Origin of the sequence: Vibrio sp. D54, assembly GCF_021728075.1 — a bacterium.
Classification (GTDB): Bacteria; Pseudomonadota; Gammaproteobacteria; order Enterobacterales; family Vibrionaceae; genus Vibrio; species Vibrio alginolyticus.
The window spans coordinates 1-13194 of sequence record NZ_JAKKCS010000027.1; the positions used below are offsets into that span (position 1 = coordinate 1).

Here is a 13194-nt window from a genome sequence, read left to right on the forward strand (position 1 = left end):
CAACGTACAGATGACTGTAGAGCTAATCGCACCAATCGCAATGGACGAAGGTCTACGTTTCGCGATCCGTGAAGGTGGCCGTACAGTAGGTGCTGGTGTTGTTGCTAAGATCTTCGACTAATTCATAGCGAATTAGCGATGCTTTCGGAAAATCTTGAATTAGATTTGACGAACCAGTAGCAAAAAGGGCATCATTTGATGCCCTTTTTCTGCACTCAACATTATTTTTGCTGTTTTCTTGTTCAGAAGTGGGTTGGGCGCAGAGCAAGATTAAGCAAAGAGGCTTAATCTTAAGAAGAGTACGCTGATTTTTTCAGCGATATGGAGTTTGCCCTGCAACAGCGGGGTTGTTGTCGTCTATATTAAGACTTGTAACAGGTTGGTTTTATGAAAGCAAATAATGCTGAAACTCCTGATAGCTCAAACGCAGCAGATACGTTTAAGTGGGTAGCCGCTTTCGTATTGGCAGCTGCCGCTGTTGTGGGTAATTACCTGTATGGTGAAATGTCTGTAGTGGTTCGTGCTGCAGGCGTTGTTGTTCTTATTGCAGCTGCCTTAGGCGTTGCAGCAACAACGACTAAAGGTAAAGCAGCGATCAGTTTTGCAAAAGAATCTCGTATGGAAGTACGTAAAGTTGTTTGGCCTACTCGCCAAGAAACCATGCAAACAACACTGATCGTTTTAGCTGTAAGTATTGTAATGGCTCTAGTGCTATGGGGTATTGACGGAATTATGGTTCGTCTAGTAGCTCTAGCAACTGGGGTATAGAGGGTTTTTATTCATGAGTGAAGCTCCAAAAAAACGCTGGTATGTGGTTCAAGCCTTCTCTGGATTTGAAGGTCGTGTAGCTCAATCTCTGCGCGAGCATATCAAAATGCACGGCATGGAAGAGCTATTCGGTGAAGTACTGGTTCCTACTGAAGAAGTAGTGGAAATGCGCGCGGGTCAGCGTCGCAAATCTGAGCGTAAGTTCTTCCCAGGTTACGTCCTTGTTCAGATGATTATGAACGATGAATCATGGCACCTAGTACGCAGTGTGCCGCGTGTCATGGGCTTCATTGGTGGTACCTCAGACCGTCCGGCACCTATCACGGATAAAGAGGCTGACGCGATTCTTAATCGTCTTGAGAAAGCGAGTGAAGCGCCTCGTCCGCGTACAATGTACGAAGCGGGTGAAGTGGTACGTGTTAACGAAGGTCCATTTGCTGACTTCAACGGTACTGTTGAAGAAGTGGATTACGAGAAGAGCCGCCTGAAAGTGTCTGTATCGATCTTTGGTCGTGCGACACCAGTTGAGCTTGAATTTGGTCAGGTTGAAAAGCTGGACTAAGACTCTTCGTTAAAGAGTATAAAAAATCACCTTTTTAGGGTTGTATAAGGCGCGGATTATGACTATAATTTCGCGCCTTTTTACTTCAAGTGAAGTAAAAAGTTTCTTACACAAACGGGGAGCTGATCCGCGATTAGCGTTTGTACCCAAACTTAGGAATTATCATGGCTAAGAAAGTTGAAGCTTACATCAAGCTACAAGTTGCTGCTGGTATGGCTAACCCTAGTCCACCAGTAGGTCCTGCACTAGGTCAACACGGTGTGAACATCATGGAATTCTGTAAAGCGTTCAACGCAAAAACAGAATCTATTGAGAAAGGTCTACCAACTCCAGTAGTTATCACAGTATACAGCGACCGTTCTTTTACGTTCGTAACTAAGACTCCACCTGCTGCTGTTCTTCTTAAGAAAGCTGCTGGCGTTAAGTCTGGTTCAGGTCGTCCAAACACTGAAAAAGTGGGTACGGTAACTGACGCTCAAATCCAAGAAATCGCAGAAACTAAAGCTGCTGATATGACTGGTGCTGACATCGAAGCGATGAAGCGTTCTATCGCTGGTACTGCTCGTTCAATGGGCCTAGTGGTAGAGGGTTAATAAGATGGCAAAACTAACTAAGCGCATGCGCGTAATCCGCGAAAAAGTTGACGTAACTAAAGAATACGAAATCAACGAAGCTGTTGCTCTTCTTCAAGAACTAGCGACTGCTAAATTCGTTGAGTCTGTAGACGTTGCTGTTAACCTAGGCATTGATGCTCGTAAATCTGACCAGAACGTACGTGGTGCAACTGTACTACCTCACGGTACTGGCCGCGAAATCCGCGTTGCAGTGTTCACTCAAGGTGCTAACGCTGAAGCAGCTAAAGAAGCTGGCGCAGACATCGTAGGTATGGAAGATCTTGCTGAGCAAGTTAAGAAAGGCGAAATGAACTTTGACGTAGTTGTTGCTTCTCCAGATGCAATGCGCGTTGTAGGTCAACTAGGTACTATCCTAGGTCCTCGCGGTCTTATGCCAAACCCTAAAGTTGGTACTGTAACTCCTAACGTTGCTGAAGCAGTTAAAAACGCTAAAGCTGGTCAGGTTCGTTACCGTAACGACAAAAACGGCATCATCCACACTACTATCGGTAAAGCAAACTTCTCTGCTGAGCAGATCAAAGAAAACCTAGAAGCACTTCTAGTTGCTCTGAAGAAAGCTAAGCCATCTTCAGCGAAAGGTACTTTCCTGAAGAAAGTAAGCATCTCTACTACTATGGGTGCTGGTGTTGCTGTTGATCAGGCTAGCCTGAACACTCAAGCATAATTTATTTGCTTAGGCGCAAAATTAGTGTATAATTTTGCGCCTAATATTTGTGGTTGGGGCTGAACTTTGGTTCTTTGAACTGTCTCCTAGTTCGAAATGAATTAAGACCCAGTCTCCGTCCAAGACCGTAGGTGTTTGTGTAGTAAAAGCAAACTTAATTATCCTACGTAGATGGTGCCCGAACTGACAGAAAGCTCTATGTAATATAGTTAACTTTCTTCTGGGGAAGCACCTCAATAGCTCTCACTGTCGTGATGATAGTGAGTGGTGTAACGACAACCAGGAGTAAATCCAAGATGGCTTTAAACCTTCAAGACAAAAAAGCAATTGTTGCTGAAGTCAACGAAGCTGCCAGTGGTGCACTTTCTGCAGTTGTAGCTGATTCTCGTGGCGTTCAAGTTGGCGCGATGACTTCTCTACGTAAACAAGCTCGTGAAGCTGGCGTTTACATGAGAGTTGTTCGTAACACTCTTGCTCGTCGTGCGGTTGAAGGTACTGAGTACGAGTGTCTAACTGACACTTTCACTGGTCCTACTCTAATCGCATTCTCTAATGAGCACCCAGGTGCTGCAGCGCGTCTTTTCAAAGACTTCGCTAAAGAGAACAAAGATTTCGAGATCAAAGCTGCTGCATTTGAAGGCGCTTTAACTGACGCTGAAGTACTAGCAACACTACCAACTTACGACGAAGCAATTGCACGCCTAATGATGTGCATGAAAGAAGCTTCGGCTGGCAAGCTGGCGCGTACTATCGCAGCTATCCGCGATCAAAAACAAGAAGCAGCGGCATAAGCCTTGCTTTTTACTGGTTGCTTAATAAACTTATTGTTGACTTAAAAGAGAATTGTTATGTCTATTACTAACGAGCAAATCCTAGACGCAGTTGCAGAAATGTCTGTAATGCAAGTTGTTGAACTAATCGAAGCAATGGAAGAGAAATTCGGTGTTTCTGCTGCTGCTGCTGTTGTAGCTGGCGGCGCTGCTGCAGGCGAAGCTGCTGCTGAGCAAACTGAATTCGACGTAATCCTAGAAGCTGCTGGCGGTAACAAAGTTGCTGTAATCAAAGCAGTACGTGGCGCAACTGGCCTAGGTCTTAAAGAAGCTAAAGCTCTAGTAGACGGCGCTCCAGCACCTCTTAAAGAAGGTGTTGAGAAAGCAGAAGCTGAAGCTCTTAAAGCTCAGCTAGAAGAAGCTGGTGCAACTGTTGCTGTTAAGTAATTATTGCATAGTTTCTTAGCCTAACGGCTAATTGGCTGGTGGTTTTTTAACCACCGGCCTTTTTGCGCTGTAGGGTATAGGCGAATTTTCCCGCTGTTTAAGCGCCTGATATCCATGCAAAAAACATTTCATTCTTACGAAATGAAATGTCACTACAGTAAACAGCTATATTAGTCACTGTCCCTTACCCCCCTTAAGTAACTAGGAGCGGGCGGACAGTTTGGGTCACTTATCAGCGAGCTGAGGAACCCCATGGTTTACTCTTATACCGAGAAAAAGCGCATCCGTAAGGACTTTGGTACTCGTCCACAAGTTTTGGACATTCCATACCTGCTATCGATCCAGCTCGATTCGTTCGACAAATTTATCGAACAGGATCCTGAAGGTCAATACGGTCTTGAAGCCGCTTTCCGTTCTGTATTCCCGATTCAGAGCTACAACGGCAATTCTGAGCTGCAATACGTTAGCTACCGTCTTGGTGAGCCAGTTTTTGACGTTAAAGAATGTCAAATCCGCGGTGTAACTTACTCAAAGCCACTACGTGTAAAACTACGCCTAGTTATCTTTGATAAAGACGCGCCAGCAGGTACTGTAAAAGACATTAAAGAACAAGAAGTCTACATGGGTGAAATTCCACTCATGACAGACAATGGTACCTTCGTAATCAACGGTACCGAGAGGGTTATCGTATCCCAGCTGCACCGAAGCCCAGGCGTGTTCTTCGACAGCGATAAGGGTAAGACCCACTCTTCAGGTAAAGTTTTATACAACGCACGTGTTATTCCTTACCGTGGTTCATGGCTTGATTTCGAGTTTGATCCTAAGGATAACTTGTACGTTCGTATCGACCGCCGTCGTAAGCTACCAGCATCGATCATCCTTCGTGCACTAGGTAAGTCGACAGAAGAAATCCTAGATATCTTCTTCGAGAAAGTGAACTTCGAAGTGAAAGACCAAACTCTATTGATGGAGTTGGTTCCTGATCGTCTACGTGGTGAAACTGCGTCATTCGACATCGAAGCAAATGGTAAAGTTTACGTTGAGCAGGGTCGTCGCGTAACAGCTCGTCATATCCGCCAACTAGAAAAAGATGGCGTTGATCACATCGAAGTACCAGTTGAGTACATCGTTGGTAAAGTTGCATCTAAAGATTACATCAATGAAGCAACTGGCGAGATCATTGTTAACGCTAACCAGGAAATCAGCCTGGAAGCATTAGCGAACCTATCTCAGGCAGGCCACAAAGCGCTAGAAGTTCTATTTACGAACGATCTAGACCACGGTCCATTCATGTCAGAAACATTACGTATCGACAGCACGGTTGATCGTATTTCTGCATTGGTAGAAATCTACCGCATGATGCGTCCTGGTGAGCCGCCAACAAAAGAAGCTGCAGAAGCTCTATTCGAAAGCCTATTCTTCTCTGAAGAGCGTTACGATCTATCGACTGTTGGTCGTATGAAGTTCAACAGCTCTATCGGCCGTGAAGATGCTCAAGAGCAAGGCACACTTGATGAAACTGATATCATCGAAGTGATGAAGAAGCTGATCGCGATCCGTAACGGTAAGGGCGAAGTGGACGATATCGACCACCTAGGCAACCGTCGTATCCGTTCTGTAGGCGAAATGGCTGAGAACCAGTTCCGTGTAGGTCTAGTACGTGTTGAGCGTGCAGTTAAAGAGCGTCTAAGCCTAGGCGATCTTGACGCAATCATGCCTCAAGACTTGATCAACGCGAAGCCAATTTCTGCGGCAGTTAAAGAATTCTTTGGCTCTTCACAGCTTTCACAGTTCATGGACCAAAACAACCCGCTATCAGAAGTAACGCACAAGCGTCGTATTTCTGCGTTGGGTCCTGGCGGTCTAACTCGTGAACGTGCTGGCTTCGAAGTACGTGACGTACACGTAACTCACTACGGTCGTCTATGTCCTATCGAAACGCCTGAAGGTCCAAACATCGGTCTGATCAACTCTCTATCTGCGTTTGCGCGTTGTAACGAGTACGGTTTCCTAGAGACACCATACCGTCGCGTTGTAGATGGCGTAGTAACAGACGAAGTAGATTACCTATCTGCAATCGAAGAAGGCCAATTCGTTATCGCACAGGCGAACGCTAAGCTAAACGAAGATGGTACTTTTGCAGATGAGCTGATCACAGCTCGTCAGAAAGGTGAATCTGGTCTACACCCTCGTGAGCACGCTCAGTACATGGACGTTGCGACAAACCAGGTTGTATCTATCGCTGCATCGCTTATCCCGTTCCTAGAACACGATGATGCGAACCGTGCATTGATGGGTGCGAACATGCAACGTCAGGCAGTTCCAACACTGAAAGCTGACAAACCGCTTGTTGGTACTGGTATTGAACGTAACGTAGCAGTTGACTCAGGTGTAACTGCAGTTGCTAAACGTGGTGGTGTAATCCAGTCAGTAGATGCTTCTCGTATCGTTGTTAAAGTTAACGAAGAAGAGCTAGTACCAGGTGAAGCTGGTATCGACATCTACAACCTGACTAAATACACACGTTCTAACCAGAACACATGTATTAACCAGCGCCCATGTGTGATGCCAGGTGAGCCTGTATCACGCGGTGACGTTCTTGCTGATGGTCCTTCAACAGACCTTGGTGAACTAGCGCTTGGTCAAAACATGCGTATCGCGTTCATGCCTTGGAACGGTTACAACTTCGAAGACTCGATCTTAGTATCTGAGCGCGTAGTTCAAGAAGACCGTTTCACGACTATCCACATCCAAGAACTGACTTGTGTGGCGCGTGATACTAAGCTTGGTTCTGAAGAGATCACAGCGGATATTCCAAACGTAGGTGAGTCTGCTCTGTCTAAACTAGACGAGTCAGGTATCGTTTACATCGGTGCTGAAGTTAAGGGTGGCGACATCCTAGTTGGTAAAGTTACACCTAAAGGTGAAACTCAGCTAACGCCTGAAGAGAAGCTACTACGTGCAATCTTCGGTGAAAAAGCATCTGACGTTAAAGATACTTCACTACGTGTACCTAACTCTGTATCAGGTACGATCATCGACGTTCAAGTCTTTACTCGCGATGGCGTAGAGAAAGACAAGCGTGCGCTTGAAATCGAACAGATGCAGCTTAAAGAAGCGAAGAAAGACCTAACTGAAGAATTCCAGATTCTTGAGGGCGGCCTTCTGAACCGTGTTAAAGCTGTATTGATTGAAGGCGGTTACTCTGAAGCGAAACTAGACACAACTGATCGTAAGAAGTGGCTAGAACTAACGTTAGAAGATGACGCACTACAAACTCAGCTTGAGCAACTTGCTGAGCAGTGGGATGAGCTAAAAGCCGACTTCGATAAGAAGTTCGAAACTAAGCGTCGTAAGATCACTCAAGGTGATGATTTAGCACCTGGTGTACTGAAGATCGTTAAGGTTTACCTAGCGGTTAAACGTCGCATTCAGCCTGGTGATAAGATGGCGGGTCGTCACGGTAACAAGGGTGTAATCTCTAAGATCAACCCTGTTGAAGACATGCCATACGATGAGAAAGGTCAGCCTGTAGACATCGTACTTAACCCACTGGGTGTACCTTCGCGTATGAACATCGGTCAGATCCTAGAAGTACACTTAGGTCTGGCAGCGAAAGGTATCGGTGACAAGATCAACCAGATGGTTAAAGAGCAGCAAGAACTAGCGAAATTCCGCGAGTTCCTACAAAAAGTTTACGATCTAGGCGACACTCGCCAGAAAGTAGACATTGCTTCTCTATCTGATGATGAAGTACGTACTCTGATCAAGAACTTGCGTGGCGGTCTACCAATCGCGACTCCTGTATTTGATGGCGCTCCAGAAGAGTCAATCAAAGCACTTCTTGAGCTAGCAGATCTACCAACATCAGGTCAGTTAACACTGTTTGATGGTCGCACAGGTGATGCGTTTGAGCGTCCTGTAACTGTTGGTTACATGTACATGCTCAAACTGAACCACCTTGTTGATGACAAGATGCACGCTCGTTCAACTGGTTCGTACAGCCTAGTAACTCAGCAGCCACTAGGTGGTAAAGCTCAGTTCGGTGGTCAGCGTTTCGGTGAGATGGAAGTATGGGCACTAGAAGCATACGGTGCTGCTTACACGCTACAAGAAATGCTAACGGTTAAGTCGGATGACGTTAACGGCCGTACTAAGATGTACAAGAACATCGTAGACGGTAACCACAGCATGGAACCTGGCATGCCAGAATCGTTCAACGTACTGTTGAAAGAGATCCGCTCGCTAGGTATCAACATCGAGCTAGAAGACGAAGAGTAATCCTTTTCTCTCTTGATGAAAGTCGAGAGAATCAAAGCGATTATTTGGAAGAAGGTGCTCACTTTAGCAAGTGAGCTCCTTTTAACTCCTTACAGGAGCTGATTGTGAAAGACTTATTAAACTTTCTAAAAGCACAGCATAAGACCGAAGAATTTGATGCAATCAAAATCGGTCTATCTTCACCAGACATGATCCGTTCATGGTCTTTCGGTGAAGTTAAAAAACCTGAAACGATCAACTATCGTACGTTCAAACCTGAACGCGATGGTCTGTTCTGTGCGCGTATCTTTGGTCCAGTTAAAGACTACGAATGTCTTTGTGGTAAGTACAAGCGCCTGAAGCACCGTGGTGTTATCTGTGAGAAGTGTGGTGTAGAAGTTACACAAACTAAAGTTCGTCGTGACCGTATGGGCCACATTGAACTGGCTTCACCAGTAGCTCACATCTGGTTCCTAAAATCGCTACCGTCTCGTATCGGTCTACTAATGGATATCCCTCTACGTGATATCGAACGCGTTCTGTACTTCGAAATGTACGTAGTAACAGAGCCTGGTATGACTGATCTAGAAAAAGGTCAGATGCTTACTGAAGAAGAGTATCTAGATCGTCTAGAAGAGTGGGGCGACGAGTTCACTGCTAAGATGGGTGCGGAAGCTATCAAGGACCTACTAGGTTCTATGGATATGCACGCTGAAGCAGAACAAATGCGTGAAGAGTTAGAGACAACAAACTCTGAAACTAAGCGTAAGAAAGTAACTAAGCGTCTTAAGCTGGTAGAAGCGTTCATCGCATCGGGTAACAACCCTGAGTGGATGATCCTAACTGTACTTCCAGTACTTCCGCCAGATCTACGTCCTCTAGTACCTCTAGATGGCGGTCGCTTTGCGACTTCTGATCTTAACGATCTATACCGTCGTGTGATCAACCGTAACAACCGTTTGAAGCGTCTTCTAGAGCTAGCTGCTCCGGACATCATCGTACGTAACGAAAAACGTATGCTGCAAGAGTCTGTTGATGCGCTACTAGATAACGGTCGTCGTGGTCGTGCGATCACAGGTTCTAACAAGCGTCCTCTGAAATCTCTTGCTGATATGATCAAGGGTAAACAAGGTCGTTTCCGTCAGAACCTTCTAGGTAAACGTGTAGACTACTCTGGCCGTTCTGTAATCACAGTAGGTCCATACCTTCGTCTACACCAGTGTGGTCTTCCTAAGAAGATGGCACTTGAGCTATTCAAACCATTCATCTACAGCAAGCTAGAGACTCGTGGTCTTGCGACTACAATCAAAGCTGCTAAGAAAATGGTAGAGCGTGAAGAAGCGGTCGTTTGGGATATCCTAGACGAAGTAATCCGTGAACACCCAGTACTATTGAACCGTGCACCGACACTTCACCGTCTAGGTATTCAGGCGTTCGAACCAGTACTGATCGAAGGTAAAGCGATTCAGCTACACCCACTTGTTTGTGCGGCGTACAACGCGGACTTCGATGGTGACCAAATGGCGGTTCACGTACCTCTAACTCTAGAGGCACAACTTGAAGCTCGTACTCTGATGATGTCGACAAACAACATTCTGTCGCCAGCGTCAGGTGATCCGATCATCGTACCTTCTCAGGACGTTGTATTGGGTCTGTACTACATGACTCGTGAAAAGATCAACGTGAAAGGTGAAGGCATGTACCTTTCTGGCCCAGAAGAGGCTGAGAAAGCATACCGCACTAAACAAGCTGAGCTTCACGCACGCGTTAAAGTACGTATTACAGAAACTGTTGTAGACGAAGATGGCAACAGCACTACAGAAACCAAGATGGTAGACACCACTGTTGGTCGTGCAATGCTATGGCAAATCGTGCCAGCTGGTCTACCGTACAGCATCGTTAACCAAAAGCTAGGTAAGAAGCAAATCTCTAACCTACTTAACGAGGCGTACCGTAAACTAGGTCTGAAAGACACAGTAATCTTCGCTGACCAAATCATGTACACAGGTTTCGCATACGCGGCACTTTCTGGTGTATCTGTTGGTATCGACGATATGGTTGTACCAGCAGCTAAGTACACTGAAATCGCAGAAGCGGAAGAAGAAGTACGTGAAATCCAGGAACAGTACCAATCAGGTCTTGTTACTGCGGGCGAACGCTACAACAAAGTTATCGATATCTGGGCATCGACCAACGACCGTGTTGCGAAAGCAATGATGGAAAACCTTTCATCTGAAACGGTAGTTAACCGTGACGGTGAAGAGGAACAGCAAGAGTCATTCAACAGCATCTACATGATGGCGGACTCGGGCGCTCGTGGTTCTGCAGCACAGATTCGTCAGCTTGCGGGTATGCGTGGTCTGATGGCGCGTCCAGATGGTTCAATCATCGAAACACCGATCACAGCGAACTTTAAAGAAGGTCTGAACGTACTTCAGTACTTTATCTCAACGCACGGTGCTCGTAAGGGTCTTGCGGATACGGCACTGAAAACAGCAAACTCGGGTTACCTAACTCGTCGTCTAGTAGACGTTGCTCAAGACGTTGTTGTAACTGAACATGACTGTGGCACTCACGAAGGTGTCGACATGATGCCTCACATCGAGGGTGGTGATGTTAAAGTTGCACTTTCTGAGCTTGCTCTTGGTCGTGTTGTTGCTGAAGACGTACTAAAACCTGGCACTGAAGACGTTCTTATTCCACGTAACACCCTGATCGATGAGAAGTGGTGTCAAATCATGGAAGAGAACTCAGTAGACAGCATGAAAGTGCGCTCTGTAGTAACGTGTGATTCTGACTTCGGTTGTTGTGCACAATGTTACGGTCGTGACCTAGCACGTGGTCACCTAGTGAACCAAGGTGAAGCAGTGGGTGTTATTGCTGCTCAGTCTATCGGTGAGCCAGGTACACAGCTAACGATGCGTACGTTCCACATCGGTGGTGCGGCATCGACAGCAGCGGCAGAGAACAGTGTTCAAGTTAAGAACAACGGTTCTATCAAGCTACACAACGCTAAATCTGTATTGGCTGATGACGGTAAGATCGTTATCACTTCTCGTGCGACAGAGTTAACTATCGTTGATGAGTTTGGTCGTACTAAAGAGAAGCACAAACTGCCTTACGGTACGCTACTAAGCAAAGGCGATGGTGATACAGTTCAAGCTGGCGAAACAGTTGCAAACTGGGAAGCGCACACATTACCTATCATTACTGAGGTAGCAGGTCGCATCCAGTTCGTAGATATGATCGACGGCGTAACAGTATCTCGTCAAACTGATGACCTAACTGGTCTATCTTCAAGCGAAGTAACTGACCCAGCAGCTCGCCCTTCAGCAGGTAAAGATATGCGTCCAGCTATCAAACTTGTTGACGAGCAAGGTAACGATGTAATGATCCCTGGTACTGATATGCCAGCTCACTATTTCCTACCTGGTAAAGCGATTGTGAACATCGAAGATGGCGCAGCAGTAGGTGTTGGTGCAACACTAGCACGTATTCCTCAGAAGTCTGGCGGTAACAAAGATATCACCGGTGGTCTTCCACGAGTTGCTGACCTATTTGAAGCACGTAAGCCGAAAGAGCCTGCAATCCTTGCTGAGCACACAGGTACTGTGAGCTTTGGTAAAGAGACGAAAGGTAAACGTCGCCTAGTGATCACACGTGAAAGCGGTGAAGCTTACGAAGAGATGATTCCTAAGCATCGTCAGTTGAACGTATTCGAAGGTGAAAAAGTTGAACGTGGTGATGTGATCGCAGATGGTCCAGAGTCTCCACATGACATCCTACGTCTACGTGGCGTACACGCGGTAACGCAGTACATTGCTAACGAAGTACAGGAAGTTTACCGTCTACAAGGCGTTAAGATTAACGATAAGCACATTGAAACTATCGTTCGTCAGATGCTACGTAAGTGTACTATTACTCACTCTGGTGACTCTGAGTTCCTACCTGGTGAGCAGATTGAATACTCACAAGTTAAGATTGCTAACCGTAACCTAGAAGCTGAAGGCAAAGAGCCTGCACGTTTCGAACGTGAACTACTAGGTATTACTAAAGCATCTCTAGCGACTGAGTCGTTCATCTCTGCGGCATCGTTCCAGGAGACAACTCGCGTACTAACAGAAGCTGCAGTTTCTGGTAAGCGTGACGACCTACGTGGTCTGAAAGAGAACGTAATTGTTGGTCGTCTGATCCCAGCTGGTACTGGTTTCGCATACCACCAAGAGCGTCAAGCTAAACGTTCTGAAGCGCAAGATGGTCCTTCTGCTGAGCAAGCAACGGATAACCTAGCGGCACTTCTAAACGCTGGTTTCTCTTCTGAAGAGTAAGTCATATAACGAGTAATCGTTAAAAGCTTAAGAAAAAGGCACCTTCGGGTGCCTTTTTAGTTTTTTATACTACTTTGTTCTTCCGGTGGGATTTTCGATAAAGCTAGAAACAAAAAAGACCGACGATGATCGTCAGTCTTTTCTCTCACTCTATTTCTAAATGTTTGCAAATACTAAGCCCCAGGTGGCATAGACAGGCTTTCTGCGATTTGCTGTATCAGATAGTCCTCGACTTCAAAGCGAGTCTCAAGAATTTCCCCAATGAGACACATATCAGAATCGAAATCATTTAATTCATCATCTTCAGTCACTTCTGAGTACTTATCGTTAAAGTTCAATAGAGGTTCAGTCGTTAGAACAATTTGACCATAGGTTTGATTGATCTCATTAGTCACGACAAAGCCGGTTGCTTTCCAACGGTCCATAACCATGTCATAAATTTTAAAGTGGCCTTCGGAGATGTAATCAACGAGGTGCTGACAGAAATCCTGCAGTTCGGAAGGAGATGGGAGTTCAATAACATTGGTTTTCGAACAAGGTTGCAGCGCTGCAAGCTTACAATATTCAACAATCAGGGATTGTCGTGTCTCTAACCAGTGATCAATGACATCACTTGAGCCACCCCACTGGTCTTGTGTTTGTTTGAATTTTCTTAGCATGACCATGCCCTCATGATCTGATCGCCCATCGGCGAACGTATCCTTTGCAAAGCAAAGTTAGTAAAGTTATTACAAACTCTTGTCCTTACTAGAATTTAGAG

The 13194-nt window shown here is 45.8% G+C and carries 9 protein-coding genes and 1 pseudogene; 9 read left to right on the forward strand and 1 reads right to left on the reverse strand.

Annotation, left to right across the window (positions count from 1 at the left end; all coding sequences use genetic code 11):
- The 9 genes and pseudogenes from L3V37_RS22685 to rpoC all read left to right on the forward strand — a co-directional run.
- Positions 1–121: pseudogene (locus L3V37_RS22685) on the forward strand (elongation factor Tu); the annotation flags it as partial.
- A 266-nt stretch (positions 122–387) separates the two neighbouring features.
- Complete coding sequence (secE, locus tag L3V37_RS22690; protein ID WP_005384680.1) at positions 388–768, forward strand: preprotein translocase subunit SecE; 381 nt, start codon at positions 388–390, stop codon at positions 766–768.
- 13 nt (positions 769–781) lie between these two features.
- On the forward strand, positions 782–1330 hold the full coding sequence (gene nusG, locus L3V37_RS22695) for a transcription termination/antitermination protein NusG (RefSeq protein WP_005384681.1): 549 nt from the start codon (positions 782–784) through the stop codon (positions 1328–1330).
- Between the two features lie 164 nt (positions 1331–1494).
- On the forward strand, positions 1495–1923 hold the full coding sequence (gene rplK, locus L3V37_RS22700; protein ID WP_005384682.1) for a 50S ribosomal protein L11: 429 nt from the start codon (positions 1495–1497) through the stop codon (positions 1921–1923).
- 4 nt (positions 1924–1927) lie between these two features.
- Entirely contained in the window at positions 1928–2629 is a 702-nt protein-coding gene (gene rplA / locus L3V37_RS22705) for a 50S ribosomal protein L1 (protein ID WP_005384683.1), read from the forward strand.
- A 296-nt stretch (positions 2630–2925) separates the two neighbouring features.
- A complete protein-coding gene (gene rplJ, locus L3V37_RS22710; protein WP_005382538.1) occupies positions 2926–3420 on the forward strand; it encodes a 50S ribosomal protein L10 in 495 nt (164 codons plus the stop codon).
- 57 nt (positions 3421–3477) lie between these two features.
- Positions 3478–3846, forward strand: a complete 369-nt coding sequence (rplL, locus tag L3V37_RS22715; protein ID WP_005382540.1) for a 50S ribosomal protein L7/L12 — start codon at positions 3478–3480, stop codon at positions 3844–3846.
- A 252-nt stretch (positions 3847–4098) separates the two neighbouring features.
- On the forward strand, positions 4099–8127 hold the full coding sequence (gene rpoB / locus L3V37_RS22720; RefSeq protein ID WP_005384685.1) for a DNA-directed RNA polymerase subunit beta: 4029 nt from the start codon (positions 4099–4101) through the stop codon (positions 8125–8127).
- Between the two features lie 104 nt (positions 8128–8231).
- The gene (rpoC, locus tag L3V37_RS22725) at positions 8232–12434 is read left to right on the forward strand and encodes a DNA-directed RNA polymerase subunit beta' (RefSeq protein WP_005382514.1); all 4203 of its coding nucleotides are present in this window, start codon (positions 8232–8234) and stop codon (positions 12432–12434) included.
- A gap of 173 nt (positions 12435–12607) precedes the next feature.
- Here the strand turns inward: rpoC and L3V37_RS22730 are convergent, their stop codons facing one another.
- Entirely contained in the window at positions 12608–13099 is a 492-nt protein-coding gene (locus L3V37_RS22730; protein WP_005382515.1) for an Rsd/AlgQ family anti-sigma factor, read from the reverse strand.
- Positions 13100–13194 lie beyond the last annotated feature (95 nt).